The sequence below is a fragment of the Nonomuraea salmonea genome (genome assembly GCF_042428605.1).
GTDB lineage: Bacteria > Actinomycetota > Actinomycetes > Streptosporangiales > Streptosporangiaceae > Nonomuraea > Nonomuraea salmonea.
In genome coordinates, this window is record NZ_JBHMCF010000064.1 from 34,714 (window position 1) to 55,481 (window position 20,768).

At 72.5% G+C, this 20,768-nt stretch carries 15 protein-coding genes; 9 read left to right on the plus strand and 6 right to left on the minus strand.

The genetic code is table 11. The annotated features are described in order from the left end of the window. Positions 1-16: 16 nt before the first annotated feature. From ACFFR3_RS49100 to ACFFR3_RS49125, 6 genes are all read left to right on the plus strand, one after another. Entirely contained in the window at positions 17-3,163 is a 3,147-nt protein-coding gene (locus ACFFR3_RS49100) for an AfsR/SARP family transcriptional regulator (protein WP_379485451.1), read from the plus strand. Positions 3,164-3,310: 147 nt separating this feature from the next. Continuing rightward, the gene (gene glgB / locus ACFFR3_RS49105) at positions 3,311-5,473 is read left to right on the plus strand and encodes a 1,4-alpha-glucan branching protein GlgB (protein WP_364376598.1); all 2,163 of its coding nucleotides are present in this window, start codon (positions 3,311-3,313) and stop codon (positions 5,471-5,473) included. 99 nt (positions 5,474-5,572) lie between these two features. Beyond that, positions 5,573-7,585, plus strand: coding sequence for a S8 family peptidase (locus ACFFR3_RS49110; RefSeq protein ID WP_379485452.1), 2,013 nt, complete (start codon positions 5,573-5,575; stop codon positions 7,583-7,585). A 194-nt stretch (positions 7,586-7,779) separates the two neighbouring features. Then, positions 7,780-9,171: a S8 family peptidase gene (locus ACFFR3_RS49115; RefSeq protein ID WP_379485453.1), complete on the plus strand. Its 1,392-nt coding sequence runs from the start codon at positions 7,780-7,782 to the stop codon at positions 9,169-9,171. Between the two features lie 111 nt (positions 9,172-9,282). Further along, on the plus strand, positions 9,283-10,482 hold the full coding sequence (locus ACFFR3_RS49120) for a sensor histidine kinase (protein WP_345389368.1): 1,200 nt from the start codon (positions 9,283-9,285) through the stop codon (positions 10,480-10,482). Further along, positions 10,479-11,141 carry a response regulator gene (locus tag ACFFR3_RS49125; protein ID WP_345389370.1) on the plus strand — a complete coding sequence of 221 codons (663 nt, stop codon included), beginning with the start codon at positions 10,479-10,481 and terminating at the stop codon, positions 11,139-11,141. The genes ACFFR3_RS49120 and ACFFR3_RS49125 overlap by 4 nt, the downstream gene beginning before the upstream one ends. On the opposite strand, the gene ACFFR3_RS49130 is transcribed toward ACFFR3_RS49125, so the two are convergent. After that, positions 11,031-11,720 (minus strand): DUF2306 domain-containing protein, encoded by a 690-nt coding sequence (locus ACFFR3_RS49130; RefSeq protein WP_345389372.1) that lies wholly within the window; start codon positions 11,718-11,720, stop codon positions 11,031-11,033. The two genes, ACFFR3_RS49125 and ACFFR3_RS49130, sit on opposite strands and share 111 nt — an antisense overlap. Before the next feature lie 189 nt (positions 11,721-11,909). On the opposite strand from ACFFR3_RS49130, the gene ACFFR3_RS49135 reads away from it, so the two are divergent. Then, positions 11,910-12,893: an NAD(P)-dependent alcohol dehydrogenase gene (locus tag ACFFR3_RS49135; protein ID WP_345389374.1), complete on the plus strand. Its 984-nt coding sequence runs from the start codon at positions 11,910-11,912 to the stop codon at positions 12,891-12,893. 61 nt (positions 12,894-12,954) lie between these two features. Then, on the plus strand, positions 12,955-14,652 hold the full coding sequence (gene sppA / locus ACFFR3_RS49140) for a signal peptide peptidase SppA (protein WP_379485454.1): 1,698 nt from the start codon (positions 12,955-12,957) through the stop codon (positions 14,650-14,652). Between the two features lie 22 nt (positions 14,653-14,674). Here sppA and ACFFR3_RS49145 read toward each other — a convergent pair whose 3' ends face one another. The 5 genes from ACFFR3_RS49145 to ACFFR3_RS49165 all read right to left on the minus strand — a co-directional run bounded on the left by ACFFR3_RS49145 (position 14,675) and on the right by ACFFR3_RS49165 (position 18,619). After that, on the minus strand, positions 14,675-15,133 hold the full coding sequence (locus ACFFR3_RS49145; protein WP_345409381.1) for a flavin reductase family protein: 459 nt from the start codon (positions 15,131-15,133) through the stop codon (positions 14,675-14,677). Positions 15,134-15,230: 97 nt separating this feature from the next. Beyond that, complete coding sequence (locus ACFFR3_RS49150; RefSeq protein WP_364376617.1) at positions 15,231-16,157, minus strand: ABC transporter substrate-binding protein; 927 nt, start codon at positions 16,155-16,157, stop codon at positions 15,231-15,233. 38 nt (positions 16,158-16,195) lie between these two features. After that, the gene (locus ACFFR3_RS49155) at positions 16,196-16,891 is read right to left on the minus strand and encodes an ABC transporter permease (protein ID WP_379485455.1); all 696 of its coding nucleotides are present in this window, start codon (positions 16,889-16,891) and stop codon (positions 16,196-16,198) included. Further along, the gene (locus tag ACFFR3_RS49160) at positions 16,888-17,568 is read right to left on the minus strand and encodes an ABC transporter permease (RefSeq protein ID WP_345389378.1); all 681 of its coding nucleotides are present in this window, start codon (positions 17,566-17,568) and stop codon (positions 16,888-16,890) included. The genes ACFFR3_RS49155 and ACFFR3_RS49160 overlap by 4 nt, the downstream gene beginning before the upstream one ends. Then, complete coding sequence (locus ACFFR3_RS49165) at positions 17,561-18,619, minus strand: ABC transporter ATP-binding protein (protein WP_345389380.1); 1,059 nt, start codon at positions 18,617-18,619, stop codon at positions 17,561-17,563. The genes ACFFR3_RS49160 and ACFFR3_RS49165 overlap by 8 nt, the downstream gene beginning before the upstream one ends. A gap of 313 nt (positions 18,620-18,932) precedes the next feature. Between ACFFR3_RS49165 and ACFFR3_RS49170 the strand changes: the two genes are divergently transcribed. Next, the gene (locus ACFFR3_RS49170) at positions 18,933-20,753 is read left to right on the plus strand and encodes an RNA polymerase sigma factor (RefSeq protein ID WP_379485456.1); all 1,821 of its coding nucleotides are present in this window, start codon (positions 18,933-18,935) and stop codon (positions 20,751-20,753) included. The last annotated feature ends 15 nt before the right edge of the window (positions 20,754-20,768 follow it).

A 20,768-nucleotide genomic window follows, 5' to 3' on the forward strand; every position in this document is an offset into this window, starting at 1 on the left:
TATGGGGGTTCTTCGGATGCGGTTCGGGGTGCTGGGGCCGCTCGCGGTGTGGTCGGCGGACGGGCGTGCGGTGCGGGTGCCCGAGGTCAAGGTCCGCGCGCTGCTGGCCAGGCTGCTGGTCGACCCTGGGCGTACCGTCTCCGCCGGCCGGCTCGTCGAGGACCTCTGGGGCGAGCGGCCGCCCGCCGACGCGTCCGCCGCGCTGCGGGTCAAGGTGTCCCAGCTGCGCCGGGCACTGGGTGATCGGGAGCTGGTGGCGTACCGGCCGCCCGGGTACGCGCTGCGCGTCGAGCCCGCGTCCGTGGACGCCGCCCTGTTCGAGTCGCTGCTGCGGCGCGCCCGGCACACCGCCGCCCTGGACGAGCGCGCCGCCGTGCTCCGTGAGGCGCTCGGGTTGTGGCGGGGCCCGGCCTACGCCGAGTTCGCCGACGTGCCCTTCGCCGTCGCCGCCGTGGCCAGGCTCGACGAGCAGCGGCTGGTGGCGTACGAGGAGCTGGCCGAGACCCGTCTCGGGCTGGGCGAGCACGCGCTGGTCGCCGCCGATCTCCCCGACCTCATCACCGCCCATCCGCTGCGCGAACGTCTGCGCGCCGCGCACATGCGCGCCCTCTACGGCGCCGGCCGCCCCACCGAGGCGCTGGACGCCTACCAGGACCTCCGCCGTCGGCTCAAGGACGAACTGGGCCTGGACCCCAGCCCTGACCTGGCGGCCCTCCACCAAGCCGTCCTCCGCCAGGACCCGACACTCACGAACGCGCCCGCCCGAGGTGCGACCGCCGTGCGACCGGGCGCGCCGCCACCCGAGGCGCGGCCCAGGACGAACCTCCCCGCTCCCCTCACTCCCCTGGTCGGACGGGACACGGCGGTGTCCGAGGTGCGCGCTCTCCTCCGCGATCACCGGCTCGTCACCCTCACCGGCCCCGGAGGCGTCGGCAAGACCCGCCTCGCCCTGGCCGCCGCTCAACACGAAACCGCCTTCGACGGCGTCTGGCTCGTCGAACTGGCCGCACTCCGGCCGGGAGCACGGGTGATCGAGGTGGCGGAGGCCGTCGCCGACGTCCTCGGCCTACGCGACGACACCCCAGGCAGGCTTCCGGACCGGCTGCCCGCTGCCCTCGCCGGGCGGCGCGCGCTGCTGGTGCTGGACAACTGTGAGCACGTGATCGAGCAGGTCGCCGAGCTGAGCGCCCGCCTGCTGCGGGCCGCGCCCGGCCTACGGGTGCTGGCCACCGGTCAGGAGCCGCTGCGCATCGAGGGCGAGGCGATCTACGCCGTGCCCCCGCTGGACCTGGACGCGGCGGTCGCCCTCTTCACCGCCCGCGCCTCGGTCGCCCCCGATCCCCACGTGATGGAGATCTGTGCGCGGCTGGACGGGATCCCGCTCGCGCTGGAGCTGGCCGCCACGCGGATGCGCACGCTGACGCCCAGGCAGCTCGTGGAGCGGCTCGACGACCGGTTCAGGGTGCTCGCCTCCGGGATGCGCGACGCGCCGGCCAGGCAGCGCACGCTGCGGGCGATGATCGACTGGAGCTGGGAGCTGCTGACGGACGCGGAGCGGGTGGTGCTGCGCCGCCTGGCCGTGCACGCCGACGGCTGCACGCTGGAGGCGGCCGAGGACGTCTGCGCCGAACCCGGCCTCGACGTGCTCGACCTCCTGGCCCGCCTGGTGGACCGCTCGCTCGTGGTCAGGACGGCGCCTCACGAGGCGCGGTACCGGCTGCTGGAGTCGGTGGCGGCGTACTGCGTGGAGCGGCTGGAGGCGGCCGGGGAGCTGGAGGAGGTGCGGCTGCGGCACGTACGCCATTACGCCGCCCTGGCCGAACGGCTGGAGCCGCACCTGCGCGGCCACGGCCAGCGGGAGGCGCTGGCCCGCCTCGACGCCGAGGGCGCGAACCTGCGGGCGGCGCTGGAGACGGCGGTCAGGACGCGGGCGGCGGCCGAGGCGCTGCGCCTGGTCAACTCCCTGGCCTGGTACTGGGTGCTGCGCGGCCGGCTCGGCGAGGCAAGGCGCGCCCTGGAGTCGGCCCTGTCCCTGGGCACGTCCCTGGGCACGTCCCTGGGCACGTCCCTGGGCACGTCCCTGGGCACGGACGGCTCCGGCGCGGCGGAGGCCGGAGCGTGGCTGGCGGGGGTGACGCTGCTGGCGGGCAGGCTCGTGCCGGTGGATCGCCTGCGGTTCGAGGAGATCGCCGATCGGGGGCGGCGGGCGCGGGTGCGGTGGTTCGTCGGGCACGCCCTGTACGGGTACGACGATCTGTCGGCGAGCGTGGGCCTCATGCGGGCGGCGCTGGCGGAGTTCGGCGAGCTGGGCGACGAGTGGGGCACCGCTGCCGCGCTGACGGTGCTCGGGCGGCACGCCGGCCTGCTGGGCGAGCTCGGCACCGCACGTGATCACGCCGAGCGTGGGCTGGCGATGTTCAGGGCGGCCGGGGACCGGTGGGGTGAGCTGCGGGCGGCGGAGAACCTGGGGACGCTGGCCGAGATCACCGGCGACTACGAGCGGGCGGCGGCGCTGCGCACCGAGGTGCTGGGGCTGGCGGAGGAGCTGGGCCTGTGGAGCACGGTGCCGGACGCGCTGTCCAGGCTGGGCCGGGTCGCGCTGCTGACCGGCGACCACGCGCGGGCGGACGACCACCACGAGCGGGCCAGGCGGCTGGCGGTGGCGCAGTCGAACCAGCCCGCCGAGGAGTTCGCCGAGCTGGGGCTGGCGTTGAGCGCGCGCAGGCAGGGCCGGCTGGACGAGGCGGAGCGGCGGTTGCGTGCCTGGCTGGGCTGGGTCGCGGACGTGGCGGGTGATCCTGGGGCGGCGCTGATCCTGGCCGAGCTGGGTTTCGTGGCCGAGCAGCGCGGCGATCCGGCGGCCGCCCTCGACCTGCAGCTCCAGGGCCTGGCGATGGCCCGCAAGGTCGGCGACCCGAGGGCGGCGGCGCTCGCCCTGGAGGGGCTGGCGGGCGCGCGGGCACTCGGCGGCCGTCCTGAGGAGGCGGCGCGGCTGCTCGGCCGGGCCGCCGCGCTCAGGGAGTCGGTGGGTGCGCCGCTGCCGAAGGGCGAGCGCGGTGACGTGGACCGGATCACGGCGGCCGTCCGTACGGCGCTGGGGCGGGAGGCGTTCGCGACCGCCCTGGCGGCGGGCGCCGCTCTCCCCCTGGAAGACACCGTTTAGCGAGCAACGCCGGAAAGCGTCCCTGATGCACCTTTTGTCTAAACCCAAGAACAACCCCTGTTTTTCGCACTTGCAGTGATTGTCAGGGTGAAAGCGGGCAGTGCCTGGGAGGAACGGTCATCATAGGGCAGTGTTGGGAGCATGCCGATGAGGACAGAGCTCGACCGCCTCGCGGGCGGCGCGCACCACGACCCGCACTCCGTGCTCGGAGCGCACCCCGTCAGCGGCGGGGTGGTGTTCCGTGCGCTGCGTCCACTCGCCGAGCGGGTGCGCGTGGTGTTCGAGGACGGCTCTGCCCACGACATGAAACACCAGGCCCACGGCGTGTTCGAGGTCACCGTGCCGGGGCTGGACAAAGTGCCCGCGTACACGTTGAGCGTGAAGTATCAGGGCTGCGAGCCGATCGAGATGCTCGACCCCTACCGGCACTGGCCGACGCTCGGCGAGGTGGACCTGCACCTCATCGGCGAAGGACGGCACGAGCGGCTGTGGGAGGCGCTCGGCGCCCGTGTGATGGAGCACGAGGACGTCGAGGGCACCGCGTTCGCCGTCTGGGCGCCCAACGCGCGCGGCATCAGGGTGGTCGGCGACTTCAACCACTGGGACGGCACCGCCTACCCCATGCGCTCGCTCGGCCGTTCAGGGGTCTGGGAGCTGTTCGTGCCGGGGCTCGGGGCCGGGCAGCGGTACAAGTACCAGATCCTGGGCGCCGACGGCGTGTGGCGGGACAAGGCCGACCCGATGGCGCGGCGCACCGAGGTGCCGCCGATGACCGCCTCGGTGATCGACAAGTCCGACTACAGCTGGCAGGACGACGCCTGGATGGTCGAGCGGCGCGAGCAGCAGCCGCAGACGGGGCCGATGAGCATCTACGAGGTGCACCTGGGGTCGTGGCGGCCCGGACTGTCGTACGTGGAGCTGGCCGACCAGCTCTCCGAGTACGCCGCCGACCTGGGCTTCACCCACGTGGAGCTGCTGCCGGTGGCCGAGCACCCGTTCGGCGGCTCGTGGGGCTACCAGGTGACCTCCTACTACGCTCCGACGGCCAGGTTCGGCACGCCCGACGAGTTCCGCCACTTCGTGGACCGCATGCACCAGCGCGGCATCGGCGTGCTGCTCGACTGGGTGCCCGCGCACTTCCCGATGGACGACTGGGCGCTGGCCCGCTTCGACGGCACCCCGCTGTACGAGCACGCCGACCCGGCCAGGGGCGAGCACCCCGACTGGGGCACGTACGTCTTCGACTTCGGCCGCAGGGAGGTGCGCAACTTCCTGGTGGCCAACGCGCTGTTCTGGCTGAAGGAGTTCCACATCGACGGCCTGCGGGTGGACGCGGTGGCCTCGATGCTCTACCTCGACTACTCGCGCCGCGAGGGCGAGTGGACGCCGAACGTCTACGGCGGCAGGGAGAACCTCGACGCGGTCGAGTTCCTCAAGGAGATGAACGCGGTCTGCTACCGCGAGGCGCCCGGCATCTCCACCGTGGCGGAGGAGTCGACGGCCTGGCCGGGGGTCTCGCGGCCGGTGCACCTGGGCGGGCTGGGCTTCGGCTTCAAGTGGAACATGGGCTGGATGCACGACACGCTCGAATACCTGCGCCACGAGCCGATCTTCCGCCAGTACCACCACCACAAGATGACGTTCTCGCTGCTGTACGCCTACTCCGAGAACTACGTGCTGCCGCTCTCCCACGACGAGGTCGTGCACGGCAAGGGCTCCCTGCTGGGGAAGATGCCCGGCGACGAGTGGCAGCGGTTCGCGCAGCTGCGGGCGCTGCTGGCGTTCATGTGGGCGCATCCGGGCAAGCAGCTGCTGTTCATGGGCGGCGAGTTCGGTCAGGGCTCGGAGTGGTCGGAGAGCCGCGGGCTCGACTGGTGGGTGCTGGAGTTCGACGGGCACCAGGGCGTGCAGCGGCTGGTCCGCGACCTCAACAGGATCTACCGCGAGACCCCCGCGCTGTGGGAGCAGGACTCCAGGCCGGAGGGGTTCCGGTGGATCGACGCCGACGACGCCTTGGGCAACACGTTCTCGTTCGTCCGCTATGCGAACGACGGGTCGGCGGTGGCGTGCGTGGTCAACTTCAGTGGCGGGCCGCACGAGAACTACCGGCTGGGGCTCCCGTACGCGGGGCAGTGGACGGAGATGGTCAACACCGACGCCTACGACTACTGGGGCAGCGGCGTGGGCAACATGGGGCTGGTCGAGGCCGGGGACGAGCCGTGGCACGGGCTGCCGTACTCGACGACGCTGCGGGTGCCGCCGCTCGGCGCGGTCTGGCTCACGCACCCGGGCAGCCGGCTGGACGATTGAGGGGCAGCTGCTGAAAGTTCGGTGAGAAAGCGGGGCGGGGGCCTGTGCCTGCCCGGAAATTCACCCTAAACTCCGAGATCATCCCCTCTCGGAGGACGCGTGCGATTCCGCCCCTTGTTCGTGACCTCGATCGCGCTGGCCCTGCTGCCGCTCGCGGGCCCGGCGTACGCCGATCCGACGCCGGCGCCCACCCCGGGCGTCACCCAGCCGGTCACCCCGCCCGGCACCCCGCCGGCCACCCAGCCGCCCCCGGAGCAGCAGCCGGCCCCTGAGGAGACGCCTCCGCCGCCGCAGGAGACGCCCAGGACTCCTGAGGAGAAGGTCGAGGAGGGCTTAGGCGTCGACGGCGGCACCGAGCGGGCCATCGTCGAGCTGACCGACCCGGCCCAGCACGCCCCCGTGGCCACGCAGGCCGCAGCCGAGAGCGTGGACGTGCTGCTCCAGCCGCAGGACCAGTCGTTCATGGTGGTCGAGGGCACCGCCGCGGAGCTGGCCAAGCTGGCCGCGGACCCGCGCGTCTCCTCCATCCACCGCGACCGCCTCTACAGCCCGGCCGAGGTCACCCCGAACCTCTCGCTGATCGGCGCCGACCAGGTGCACCAGGGCGGCAACACCGGCGCGAACCAGGCCGTGGCGGTCATCGACACCGGCATCGACGTGGACCACCCCTGGTTCCAGGGCCGGATCCTGGCGCAGGCGTGCTTCTCGGCGACCGAGGACGCGGGCGTCGAGTCGCTCTGCCCGAGTGGCGCGACGGAGCAGCTCGACGGCGACGCGGCCTCGGCGACCACGCCGAAGTGCCTGCTGGGCTCGGTGAACATGTGCGACCACGGCTCGCACGTCGCGGGCATCGCGGCCGGCACCGGCGGCGTCGCACCGGGCGCGGGCATCGTGGCGGTGCAGGTGTTCAGCCGGATCAACGACGAGGACCTGTGCGGCGAGGCGGCCTGCCTCATGGCGTACGAGTCGTCGCTGCGCCGGGCTCTTGAGTACGTACGGGATCTGAACGTCGCCAGGCCCATCGCCGCGGTGAACCTGAGCCTGGGCGGCTGGCTGTACGACACGAGCTGCGACACCGAGCCGGAGGGCGCCGTCTTCAAGGAGACGATCGACGCCCTGCTGGCCAAGAACATCGCGACGGTGGTGGCGGCGGGCAACGAGTACTACGAGGGCGTGGCGCACCCGGCCTGCGTCTCGACGGCGGTGGCGGTCGGCGCGAACGACAACGAGGACCGCATCGCCGACTTCTCGAACCGGGGGCCGCTGCTGGACCTGTTCGCGCCGGGCGTGGACATCACCTCGGCGGTGCCGGACGACGCGACGACCGCCTACAGCGGCACCTCGATGTCCACCCCGCACGTGGCGGGCGCGCTGGCGCTGATGCGCGAGGCCAACCCCGGCACGCCGATGACCGAGCTGATCGAGAAGCTGAAGACCACCGGCCGCCCGTACGTGTACGAGGCCGCCGGCGCCCAGGTCAGCACGCCGCGCCTGGACCTGGCGGCGGCCATCACGGGGGCCACCACGCAGCCGCCCGTCTCCCAGAGCCCGGCGCCCGAGCCTCCGCCCGGCGAGCTGGAGCCGAACCCGACCGACAGCAGCGGCCCCACGCCGCAGCCGGAGGAGCCGGGTGACCAGCCCTCGACGCCGCCCAGTCCCGTACCGCTGCCGACGGTGACGGTCACGGTGACCGTGACGCAGACGGCGACGCCCGCGGCGCCGGCGGCGGCCGTGTGCACGCGGGGCACCGCGGCCCACAACGGGGCCAAGAAGCTCAGCGCCAAGAAGTGGGCCGTGGAGCTGCACCGCAGCAGCGGCAAGCTGTCCGACGAGACGCTGACCTGCTACCTGAAGCTGATCGCGAAGTCGAGCAAGGTGTTCCCCGAGCTGACCAAGGCGTCGTCGCTGGGCAAGGCGTACCGGGTGATCAAGGGGACGAGCAGCGGCAAGGCGAAGCTGGACGGCGCGCTGCTGACGGCCTGGCTCAACTGGGCGCACGGCACGAACGGCACCAAGGCGCTGACGGCGGCGGAGAAGGTGCGCCTGTCGAGCAAGCCGTCCGCTAAGGCGCTGAAGAAAGCCACCACGAACATCCTCAAAACCGTCAAATAGCCACATGTAGCGAGAAGGCCGGTCGAATGTGGACCGGCCTTCTTCTCTTCTCCCGATTCCCCGTAAAGAACCCTCCATCGTTTCTCTGCCTCACATAGGCCACTGACATCACAGTTGTCACAGGCGGGGAGGTAGCGGCTGTAATCAGCCGGGAGCCGGACGCGCTTCACGGCTCCAGCCTCCGGGAGGAACAAGTGAGGCTACGGTCTCTGCTGGCCGGCGCGGCGACGCTGGCCCTGACATCAGCCGTGCTGTACGCGGCCCCCGCATTCCACGCCGACGCCGCCGACACGGGCGATCCCATCATCAGCCCGGCACTGGCCTCGGAGGTGCAGGCGAAGAGCCGGGTCCGCTCCATCATCCAGCTCAAACCAGGTCAGAGCGTGCAGGCGGTGGCCGCCGACCTGGAGCAGGCGTCCGACGGCAGCCGCATCGTCGAGGCGACGGGCTCGCCGCACTTCTTCGTCGCCGAGGTGGACCGGCGCACGCTCGACAAGCTCAAGCAGGACGATCGCGTGCACTCGGTCTACAAGGACGAGCTGAGCATGCCCTTTCTCGACGTCAGCACCGCCCTGATCCGCTCGAACCGGGCGAACGCGGCGGGCTGGAACGGCACCGGCACCACCATCGCCGTGCTCGACACCGGGATCGACCGGGACCATCCATTCTTCACCGGGCGCATCGTGGACGAAGCCTGCTTCTCCTCCGCCAGCGCCACCGACGGCACGGTCTCGCTCTGCCCCAACAACCAGCCCAGCCAGACCGGGCCTGGCGCGGCCGACGCCGAGACCGCGCAGTGCCTGGTCAACGGGCAGAACGCGTGCTCGCACGGCAGCCACGTGGCGGGCATCGCGGCGGGCAAGATGACCGACGGCGCGCCCGCCAACGGCGTCGCCCCCGAGGCCCGGCTGCTGCCCATCCAGGTGTTCAGCCGGGTGGACAACGCCCTGACCTGCGCGCTGCGGGGCAGCACCGCGCCCTGCTTCCTCAGCTACACCTCCGACCAGAAGCTGGCGCTCGAGTACGTCTCGCGGGTGGTCAGGAGGCACAACGTCGCCGCGGTGAACATGAGCCTGGGCGGCGGGACGCCGTACTCGGAGGCGTGCGACGGCGACCCGACCGCCGCGGCCGTCAAGCCGGAGTTCGACGCGCTGGTGAACCTGGGCGTGGCGCCCGTGGTCGCGGCGGGCAACAGCGGGTTCGCCAACGCGGTGGCCTCGCCGGCCTGCATCTCCACGGCCATCGCCGTGGGGGCGACCGACGACGGTGACCGGCTGGCCTCGTTCACGAACAGGGGGCCGCTGCTGGACCTGTTCGCGCCGGGCGTGACCATCAACTCGGCGGTGCCGGACGACGCGTACGGGGACAAGAGCGGCACCTCGATGGCCGCGCCGCACGTCGCGGGGGCGTTCGCGCTGCTGCGGCAGGCCAACCCGGACTTCACGGTCGCGCAGAGCCTGCAGCGGCTGCGGGACACCGGGACGGCGATCCAGTTCGACGCCTCGGGCACGCCGGTGGTCACCTCCAGGATCGACCTGGAACGCGCCACCACCACGGCCCAGGCCAGCATGGACCCCCGGCTCTGAGCCCGGAGCAGCTGCCCCAGGCGCTCAAGCGCGCCGGCGACGACCGGCGCCGTCACCTCGCCGCCGGGGGCTGAGACCCCCCGGCGGCGCGCGGGAACGTACGATGTGCACGTGCCCGGCTTCTTACGCTCCATCTGGAGCGAGCCCCGCCCGCCCGATCCCCCGTGCCGGGTGTGGCACGACTGGGTGCTGGTGGGCCTGCTCGTGCCGGCCATCGTGCTGGAGGGCCTGCTCAGGGACGACCTGCAGCACCGCCCGCTGTCCATGATCTTCGCGCTGGCGCTGCTGCCCACCCTGCTGATGCGGCGCACCCATCCGCTGCTCGCCCTGGCCGTGCCCATCGTGCTGACGGGCCTGATCCAGCTCACCATCGGGGCCGACCTGTCGGAGCTGACCGCGTCGGCGTACGTGCTGCTCCTGCTCCACGCGCCCGCCCGCTGGGGCAGCGGGCGTGAGGCCCTGGCCGCGCTCGGGCTGATGGTGCTCGCGGTGCTCACCGCCACCGTCTCCGGGGTCATCGCGCCGGGCGACGTGCTCGGGGCGTTCAGCGCCGTGTTCGCGGTGTTCGCGCTGGGCGCGACCTTCCGCTTCCTCACCCGGGCCAGGATGCGCGAGCTCGACCAGGTCAAGCTGCTCGAACGCGAGCAACTGGCCCGCGACCTGCACGACACCGTGGCCCACCACGTCTCGGCGATGGCGATCAGGGCGCAGGCGGGCATCGCGACCGCCACCACCGATCCGGGAGCGGCCGTTGACGCGCTGCGGGTGATCGAGGCCGAGGCGTCGCGCACGCTCGCCGAGATGCGCGCCATGGTGCGGGTGCTGCGCAGGGACCAGGTCGCCGAGCGGACGCCCAACGCGCGCCTCGCCGACCTCGAACAGCTCGCGGGACGGTCGTCCGGCACCGGGCCCGTCGTGGTGCTGGAGATCGACGGCGACCTCGGCGGCGTGCCGCCGTCGGTGGGCGCGGCGGTCTACCGGATCGCCCAGGAGTCCGTCACGAACGCCCGCCGCCACGCCAGGCACGCCACCAGGATCGACGTGCGGGTGACGGTGGACGACACGTCGGTGCGGGTGAAGGTGAGCGACGACGGCGACAGCACCGCCGGCCGTCCCGTGATCTCGTCCGGGTACGGCCTGCTCGGCATGGCGGAGCGCGCCGACCTGCTGGGCGGCACCTGCGAGGCGGGACCCAACCCGGGCCGCGGCTGGACGGTCACCGCCGTGCTGCCGCGCTCAGGACCTCAGGCGGAGCTCGGCAGGCGACCGGCCGCGAGCCGGACGGAGCGGTGGGCGGGAGGACAGGCGTGAGCGAGCCCATTCGGGTGATCGTCGCGGACGACCAGGAGATCGCGCGTACGGGGCTGCGGATGATCCTCGACGCGCAGCCCGGCATCGAGGTGATCGCCGAGGCCGGGGACGGCGCGCGGGCGGTCGAGCTGGCCAGGCGGCTGCGGCCGGAGGTGTGCCTGTTCGACATCCGCATGCCGAGCTGCGACGGCATCGAGGCGACGGCGCGGCTGGCCGGGCCCGACGTGGCCGACCCCCTCGCGGTGGTCGTCATCACGACGTTCGACCTGGACGAGTACGTCTACGCGGCGCTCAGGGCCGGCGCCCGCGGATTCCTGCTCAAGGACGCCGGGCCCGACCTGCTGGCCCAGGCCGTACGCGCGGCCGCGGCCGGCGACGCGCTCATCGCCCCGAACGTCACGGCGAGGCTGCTGTCCGCGTTCGCCGGCACGGGGCCCGCCCAGCCGCTCGCGCAGCCGGTCGAGCCGCTGACCGAGCGGGAGGAGGAGATCCTGCTCACCGTGGCACGCGGGCGGACGAACAGCGAGATCGCCGACGAGCTGCACATCTCACTCAGCACGGTCAAGAGTCACGTCGCCAGCCTGATGACCAAGCTCGGGCTCCGCAACCGGGTGGAGATCGCCATGTGGGCGTACGAGACCCGCCGGGTGCGGCGCTGACCTGCGGATCCCCCACTCGGCGACGGCCAGGTTGATCACCCAGCCGGCGGCCTGGAGCAGGGCGCGGGCGAAGGCGTCCGGCGGGCCCGCCGCCGCCTCCCAAATCCCCAGGGTGAACGCCTGCGTGCCGGCGCCGAGGCCGATCGCGTACGCGCGGGTCATCCAGGCGCGGTGCCGGCGGACGTCCCTGCGCCGGACGGCGGCGAAGCCGCGGACGAGCGCGACCGCCATGAGCGTCCCGAACACCAGCCGGAACGCGGTGAGCAGGCCCGCGTCGCGCGGCGGGAGCGGCGCGAACAGCGTCATCCACACCGCCGACAGCGCCGCCACGAGCCCCGCCACGACCAGCACCCGCCCGGCCGCCCGGTGCCACCCGCGCCTGCGCCGGCGGAACCCCGACGCGAACTGGAAGGCGCCGAGCACGGTGTAGAGCGGCGAGGCCGTGACGTGCAGCGCGAGCGGCACCCCGTGCGCCGCCTCCCCCGGCAGGTCGCCCACCCGCAGCACCCCGGCCACCACGGGCACGAGCCCCAACGCGATCAGCCCGGCGGGCACCGCCCATCCACCTGGAGTTCTCATGCTGCGATGGTGACCGCGCGGACCACACCGGGGCATCGGTCCAGGGGTCCGTTCCCTGGGGCCGTCCGGCGGGCTCGCACGTCGTACTTTCGGCTGCCGGACGGTCCCGCTTACGGCCGTTACGCCGCCCCTGCTCCCGCGCCCACACTGAGGCCGTCAGCGCAGCGAACCAGCAGAAGGAGATGCGCGATGAAGGCCTGGGTCCTCCGCCGGTACGGCTCCCCCGACGTGCTCGATCTCACCGACCTCGACCGCCCAGCCCCCGGCCCGGGCGAGGTCCTGGTCCAGGTCAAGGCCGCGTCCGTCCAGCCCTGGGACTGGCACCTGATGCGCGGCGAGCCGCTGATGGCCCGCCTGGTGGGCCCGCTCGGCCTGCGCCGGCCGCATCTCAGCGTCCTGGGCGCGGACGTCTCCGGCGTCGTGGTCGCGGCCGGCGAGGGGGTGACGGAGTTCGCGCCGGGCGACGAGGTGTGGTCGATGCCCGAAGGCGGCGGGTTCGCCGAGTACGTCACCATCTCCGCGGACAAGGTCGCGCGCAAGCCGCACCACCTGTCGTTCGCGGAGGCGGCGGCCGTGCCGCTGGCCGCCATGACGGCACTGCTCGCGATCCGCGACCACGCCAAGGTCAGGCCAGGGCACCGGATGCTGGTGAACGGCGCGTCGGGCGGGGTGGGCACGTTCGCGGTGCAGCTCGCCAAGGCGTACGGGGCGCACGTCACGGCCGTGTGCGGCGGCAGGAACGCGGACCTGATGCGCACGCTCGGCGCCGACGAGGTGATCGACTACGCCAAGGAGGACTTCACCAGGGGCGGCCGGCCGTACGACTCCCTGCTCTACATCGCGGGCAACAGGAAGTTCCGCGAGTGCCGGCGGGTGCTGCGGCCCAAGGGCGTGTGCGTGCTCATCGGCGGCTCGCCGGGGCGGTGGGTGCAGCCGATGGGGCAGCTCATCGGGACGATCGCGGCGTCGGCCTTGGTCTCGCAGCGGGCCGTCGTGGCGAACGTCGTCGGCTGCCCCGACATCCGCCGCAACCTGGACGAGCTGGCCGGGCTCATGGACGACGGCAAGGTGCGGCCGGTGATCGACAGCACGTACGCGTTCGACGAGCTGCGGCCCGCGATGCGCTACCAGGAGGAGGGGCACGCGACCGGCAAGGTCGTCCTCACGATGTGAGCCGGGGAACCCCTCGTCCGGCAAGGCCGCATTTCGAATTGTGTCGCTTAGGGTGGCTTCTATGGACGCAGGCAAGGCGATCTTCGAAACCGTCGGCAAGCTCCGCCAGCGGCGTACGGCCCCGCTGGTGCTGGAGCTCGATCTGACCGAGGGCCTCACCGAGGGCCCGCCGTCCGATCCGCTCGCCGCGGTGCTGTCGATGCGCAAGCCGCGCCTGGCCGACATCCTGTCCGGGCTCAAGCGGGCCCGCCAGGATCCGAAGGTCAGGGCGCTGGTCGTGAAGGTCGGCGGCAACCCGCTGGGCCTCGCCATGGTGCAGGAGCTGCGTCAGGCGGTGATCAGGTTCCGGGCGTCGGGCAAGCTGACGGTCGCGTACGCGGAGACGTTCGGCGAGTTCGGCGGCGGCACCGTCCCCTACTACCTCGCCACCGCGTTCGAGCGCCTCTACCTGCAGCCGAGCGGCGACGTCGGGCTGACCGGCCTCGCCATGGAGCAGCGGTTCGTCAAGGGCGCGCTGACCAAGCTCGGCATCGGCTACGAGGCCGGCCAGCGGCACGAGTACAAGACGGCGGTCAACACCTTCACCCAGGACCACATGACCGAGGCCCACCGCGAGTCGGCGGCCCGCATCCTGGAGTCGGTGACCGAGACGGTCGTCGCGGGCATCGCCGACGGCCGCCGGCTCGACCCCGGCAAGGTGCGCGAGCTGATCGACCGCGGGCCGTTCACCTCCGCCGAGGCGAAGGAGGCGGGGCTGGTCGACGGGCTGGCCTACCGCGACGAGGTCTACGACGAGCTCAAGCGCGCCGCCGGCGAGGACGCCCACCTCCTGTACGTCTCCCGCTACGCCAAGGGCGCCTCCGTACGCAAGCTGCCCCAGCCCATGGCCGACGGCATCGCGCTCGTCCACGGCACCGGCATGATCAAGAGCGGCCGCAGCGGACGCAGCCCGCTCGGCGGCGGCGGCGCGATGGGCTCCGACACGATCAGCGCCTCGCTGCGCGCCGCCCGGCGGGACGAGCACGTCAAGGCCGTGGTGTTCCGGGTCGACAGCCCCGGCGGCTCCTACGTGGCCAGCGACACCGTCTGGCGCGAGGTCACGCTGACGAGCAAGGTCAAGCCGGTGATCGTGTCGATGGGCGACGTGGCGGCCTCGGGCGGCTACTTCGTGTCGATGGCCGCCGACGTGATCGTGGCGCAGCCGGGCACGCTGACCGGCTCGATCGGCGTCTACGGCGGCAAGGCGGTGCTGGCCGAGCTGCTGGAGAAGATCGGGGTCAACTCCGAGCTGCTGGCCGAGGGGGCCAACGCCGGGATGTTCTCCTCCTCGCGCGGCTTCTCGCCCGAGCAGTGGGAGCGGGTGAACGCCTGGCTCGACCGCATCTACGACGACTTCGTGGGCAAGGTGGCGCGCAGCCGCGACCTCAGCCCCGAGCGGGCGCACGAGCTGGCCAAGGGCCGCGTCTGGACGGGCGCCGACGCGCACGCCAACGGGCTGGTGGACGAGCTGGGCGGCCTCGAGGACGCGCTGGCGCTGGCCAGGAAGCGCACGGGGCTGACCGACGACGCTCCCGTACGCACCTATCCCCGGCTCAACCCGCTCGAACGGCTGCGCGGGCCGGAGTCCAGCGAGGACAAGTCGGCGGCGCTGGCCAGGATCCGGCTCGACGCGTGGGGGCCGCTCGCGCGCCTCTCGGCCGAGCTGGGCCTGCCCGCCGGCGGCCCGCTCCTCCTGCCCTCGTGGTACCGGATCAGCTGATGCGGTCCCTCAAGGCAGGCTCTCAGCCGGTGGAGCGGTAGCGGCCGCGCAGGCGTACCAGCGGCTGCTTGGCGGCGTCGACGTAGTCGACGGCGAGGACGGCGGCGATGAAGATCGTGTGGTCGCCGGCCGCGACGACCTTGGTGGTCTCGGCCTCGACGGCGGCCACCCCGCCCTCGACGACCAGCGCCTCGGTGTGCGGTCCCCGGTGGTGCGGGGTGCCGGCGACGAGCAGGCGGGCGCTCGGCCGGCCCGCGGTGGCGAAGCGGCTGGCGACGGCCGCCTGCCCGGACGACAGCAGCGAGGCGGCCCAGCGGTCCTGCCGCAGCAGCACCTCGTTGAGGTAGCCGCGGCTGGCCAGGCTCACCAGCACCAGCGGCGGCTCCAGCGAGACCGACATCAGCGCCGACACGGTCGTGCCGATGTCGTCGCGCCCGTCGCGCGCGGTCACCACCGCCACGCCGGCCGCGAGCTGCGCCATCGCCTCCGTGAACAGCTCGCTCACCGCGCCGCCCGCCCCGGCGAGCAACTGGCCGGGCCTCCGCGCGTGCGGAGGCCCCTGACGTGAGTGACGGCGCTCAGGCGAGGCCGTTGCCGGTCAGCCATTCCTTGGCCACCGTAGCGGGCTCGTCCTTGTTGACCGAGATCTTCTGCATCATCTGCAGCAGCGAGTCGGTGGTCAGCTTGGCCGAGATGCCGTTCAGGGTGGTCTTGATCGTGTCGTCGGCGGACGCCTTGTGCAGCAGCGGGGTCACGTTCTGGGCGGCGAAGATGTTCTTGGTGTCCTCGAGCGGCACCAGGTCGTTCGTCGTCATCTTGGGGTCGGTGGTGAAGACGTTGCCGACCTGGATGGAGCCGTCCTTGAGCGCGTCGGCCGTGGTGGGGCCGGTCGGCTTCCACTCCTTGAACTCCAGCCCGTAGACCTCCTTGAAGCGCGACTCCCAGCGCTTCTTGAACTCGGGCGGAGCCCCCAGCACCATGTCCTTCGAGACCTTGGCGAGGTCTTCGATGGTGGTGAGCGACTGCTTGGCCTGGGTGTCCTTGGTGACCGAGAGGCTGTCCTTGTCCTCGGCGGGCGAGGAGTCGAGCACTTCGAGCTCGGCCGGCAGCTTCTGCTTGAGCGCCGCGTTCACCTCGTCGGTGGTCACCGAGGTGTCCTTGATGTCGACGAAGGCGAGCAGGTTGCCGTTGTACTCGGGGACGATCGTCAGGCCGCCGCTCTTGACCTGGTCGTAGACGACCTCGCGGCTGCCGATGCGCGGCTTCTCCTCCACCTGCACGCCCTTGGCCTCAAGCGCCTGGGCGTAGATGGAGGCGAGCAGCACGCTCTCGTCGAAGTCGAAGGAGCCGACGATCGCCTTGCCTCCCCCGCCGGAAGCCGAGCCGGAGGGGGCCGCGCTCGTCGTGTCGAGCGGGTTGCCCCCGGTGGAGCCACCCCCACCGCAGGCGGTCAGCGCGAGCATCGCCGACAGGAGCACCCCCGCGATGCCGTACGTGCGTCTCATGACTTTTCCCTTCTTAGCGGGAGGTTATACAGCAAAACCTAGCGAACCTTCAGGCGCCGGCTCACCCCCGGAGAGACCGCCACTCTCTGGGCGAGAGCGAACAGCACCTGCACAACGAGCGCGAACAGCACAATCAGTACGGAACCACCGACGACGCTCGCGTAATCCTTGGTCGCGAAACCGTCGATGACATAACGGCCGAGTCCCCCGAGCCCGGTGTACGCCGCGACCGTCGTGGTGGCCACGACCTGGATGGCCGACAACCGGCAGCCCAGCAGGATCAGCGGCAGCGCCACCGGCACCAGCACCCGCCCGAGCACCTGCCCGCCGCGCAGCCCCATCCCGTACGCGGCGTCGCGCAGCTCGGGATCGACCCCCTTGATCCCCTCGAAGGTGTTGACCAGGATCGGCGGCACCGACAGCAGGACCAGCGGGATGATCACCGGCCAGATGGAGGCGGTGCCCAGCAGCAGCAGCACGAACATCACCAGCAGCCCCAGCGTGGGCAGCGCCCTGGCCAGGTTCGCGGTGACGACGACGAGCACCTCGCCCCGCCCGGTGTGGCCGATCAGCAGGCCGAGCGGCACCGCGATCACCGCCGCGAGCAGCAGCGCGAGGGCCGAGAACTCCAGGTGTTCGAGCAGACGGGCGGGGATGCCGCCGGTGCCCGACCAGTTGGCCGGGTCGCCGAAGAAGTCGCCGAGCCAGCCGAAGAAGGAGGTCAGCCAGGTCACGACGCGGTCCCCTTCCGTGCGCGCACCCAGGGGGTCAGCAGTCGCTGGGCGAGGACCAGCAGGCCGTCGGCGACCAGCGCCAGCGCGACGATGAGCACGATGCCGGTGATGACCGGCGGCATGAACGGGTTCTGGTAGGCCCGGGTGAACAGGCCCCCGAGCCCGCCCTGCCCGATGAGCGCGCCCACGCTGACCAGGCTGATGCTGGAGACCGCGACCACCCGCAGGCCGGCCAGCACCACGGGCACCGCGATGGGCAGCTCGACCGCCAGCAGCCGACGCAGCGGCGTGAAGCCCATGGCCACGGCCGACTGGCGGACGTGGTCGGGCACCGAGTCGAGGCCGTCGACCACGGCGGGGATGAGCACCGCCGTGCCGTAGAAGGCCAGCGGGATGATCACCGTGGTCTGCGACAGCCCGGTCACCGAGATCAGCAGCATGAAGACCGGCAGCGAAGGCAGCGCGTAGACGACGTTCATCAGCCCGGAGGTGGGCTGGTAGAGCCAGCGCCAGCGCGCGCAGGCCAGGCCCAGCGGCAGCGCCACGACCAGCGCGAGCAGGATCGGCATGAACGACATCACGAGGTGGTCGGTGAGCAGGTTGCTGATGCTGTCGACCCGGCCGGTGTCCCAGTTGCGCCCGATCCACTCCCACAGGGAGGGAGGACCGTCACCCATCTGCGGCCTCCGCCAGCGCCTCGTCGAGCGCCTGCCGGGTGGCCACGCCGGCCACCTTGCCGTCGGCGTCGAGCGCCACCGCGTAGCCGGACGGCGACAGCAGCGCGGCGTCGAGCGCGGTGCGCATGCTGTCGTGGCCGTGCCGGAAGGTGCCGAACGGCTCCAGCTCGCCGCCCGGCTCGCCGGTGCGCCAGCCCACCGGCGAGCCGTCGCCGGTCACGACCAGCAGCCAGGGCTCGGGTGACGCCGCCGTCGAGTCTTCGGGCACGGTCAGGTCCGTACGCAGCCGCAGCCCTTCGGTGGAGACGAACTGCAGCCGCCTGATGCCCCTGTCGTGGCCGAGGAACTCCTGGACGAAGTCGTCGGCCGGCGCGGCGAGCAGCGTCTTGGGGTCGGCGAGCTGGGCCAGCTTGCCGCCCACCCGCAGCACCGCCACCCGGTCGCCGAGCTTGATGGCCTCGTCGATGTCGTGGGTGACGAACACGATCGTCTTGTTCAGCTCGCTCTGCAGCCGCAGCAGCTCGTCCTGCAGGCTCGTACGGACGATGGGGTCGACCGCGCTGAACGGCTCGTCCATGAGCAGCACCGGCGGGTCGGCGGCCAGCGCCCGCGCCACGCCCACGCGCTGCTGCTGCCCGCCGGAGAGCTGGAACGGGTAGCGCTGGCTCAGCGCGGGGTCGAGCCCGACGCGTTCGAGCAGTTCCATGGCCCGGGAGCGGGCCTTCTTGCGGTCCCAGCCGAGCAGGTAGGGGACGGTCGCGACGTTGTCCACGATCTTGCGGTGGGGGAAGAGACCGGCCTGCTGGATGACGTAGCCGATGCCGCGCCGCAGCGTCGGCGGGTCGATGCCCTGCACCGGGACGCCGTCGAGGAGGATGCGGCCCTCCGAGGCGTCGATCATCCGGTTGATCATGCGCAGGGACGTCGTCTTTCCGCAGCCAGACGGGCCGACGAGCACGGTGATCTCGCCCGTGGGCGCCTCTAGGTCGAGGTGATCGACGGCTACCGTGCCATCGGCATAGCGTTTGGTGACGGATTCGAATGTGATCACGCGCGAACTCTCGCTTCGGGCTTCGGGAGGCAGCGCCGCAGCCCCCGTGCCACGACCGCCGCATGATCTGCTGGACCCACAGACTACGGTGACTCTGACCGGCCTGTCCTCCCGGGTTTTCCTGAAACGCTTCACTTGCCGCATCACAGAAAACCTGCGTAAAGACCGGATATTCCTGGCAATTCCGCATCTGGTAGTGCGCCGGACCACGCCAGTTGGCATGATTACCCTCACGCATCCTGACGCATCAGCTCACAACCTCCTGACGCGCCTCTCACCCCCCAGCGTCCGCATCCAGCAAGGGACCGGCCACGTGTCTCAGCCGCTCACCGATCAGCGCCAGCGCGCCGAACTGATCGCAGAGCTCTACGACCGCCACGCCGCCGGGCTGTTCGCGTACTGCGCCGACCAGCTCGGGGATCTCGGCGCGGCGTCCGACGTCCTGGCGTCCGTGCTCAACGGCGTCCCGGCCACCGCTCCGCCGCGTGCCGCGCTCTACGCGTTCGCGCGCCGCGAGATCCACCGCAGGGACATCGTCTACTCTCCCCCCACCGTCGACCCGCTCATCGACCCGGCCACCGCGCTCGTCGAGCGTTCCCTGCGCGAGCTGCGCCCGCACCAGCGCGAGGTGCTCGTGCTGTGCGCGGTGTGCGGGCTCAGCAAGGCCGAGCTGGCCTGGGTGCTCGACGTCGCGCCCGACACCGCCGAAGAGCTGGCGATCGGAGCGGGACACCAGCTCAGGCAGGCATTGGGCACCGCGCTCGCCTCCACCGGGGCCCGGCTGCCCAAGCCGATCGCCGACGTGTACGGCGCCCTGCGGGTCGCGCCGCTGCCCGACGTGCTGGGCCGCCTGCCGTGGCCGCAGCCGCCAGGTGCGCTGCGCATCCACTTCGCCGGCTCGCGCCCCGCCGCGCCCGGCCCGCTGTTCACCAAGCCGCGCTGGCCGAGCCCGCCCGTCTGGCCGCAGCCGCTGGCCGACGCCGACCCGGCCACCAGCACGGTGATCTTCCCGGCCGAGCTGCTGACGCCGCCCGCGACATCGCACCGGCCCGAGCACGACGCCACCACGGCGCCGATGCCGAAGCTGCGCGATCCGCTCAGGCCGCCGGGCGACGTGCTCGATCCCGGCGTGCCGCTGCGCGACCCGCTCGGCTCGACCCGCGCCTTCAAGGACCCGCGGGCCGGCCGAGGTCCGCTCGGCGGGTCCGCGCGTGATCCGCGCGACGCCGGCGACGTCCTCGCCTGGTCCGGTACGTCGGGCGGGCAGCCGGTCGAGCGGCCGTTCTACCTGGCCGAGCCCGAGCCCCACGCGGCCGACCCGTTCGCGACGGGTGACGTGATCCTGCCGAAGGACGCGCCCGATCCGTACATGACGGGTGACGTCCTCCTCCACAAGGGTCCTGCCCGGCCGGTCCCGCCGCCTCGGGGCGACCGGCGCCAGCCGTCGCTGGAGCCGCAGCCCACGCCGGAGGAGTTCCGCCGCCTGCCCGAGATGCCTTCAGGGGCGGCTCTGACGGACGAGCCGGTCCGCGAGCCCGCCGCGCCGCTGTTCAAGCCGCGCTCCCGCCCGTCCGAACGGCCCCAGAAGTCCGGCGGGACGGGCAAGCCGGGCCACCGCGCGACCGGCGGCAAGGCCCCGGACAGGCCGGCCAAGGGCAAGCCCGCGAGCGAGCCCGTCTACCGCCTGCCCGAGCGCCCCGCCACCCCTGAGCCCTCGGCCCAGCCCGCCCGCGAGACCCCGTGGAGCAGCGGCCAGAAGACCAGGACCGCGCAGGAATCCGCGCAGGAACTCGGGCAGGAATCCGCGCGGGAATTCGGGCAGGACGCTCTTCGCGGGGCCGAGCGGCGGGGCGGGCGGCAGGCCGCGCGGGAGACCGGCTGGGAGGCCGGGCAGCGGGCCGGGCGGGAGGTCGGGCTGGAGGCGGGGTGGCAGGAGGCGTCGCTGATCGCGCCGCGTCCCGTACGCGCCCGTCCCGTCACCAAGCGCCGGCCCGAGGTGACCCCGCGCCCGCAGAAGCAGCGCCGCCGCAAGAACCGCCACTACGACTGGGTGTGGGAAGTGGTCGGCTTCCTGCTGTGCGTGGCGATCGCGATGATCGTCTTCTTCTCCATGCCGGTCTTCGTCAACCCCTGACCGCCCCAGGACGGT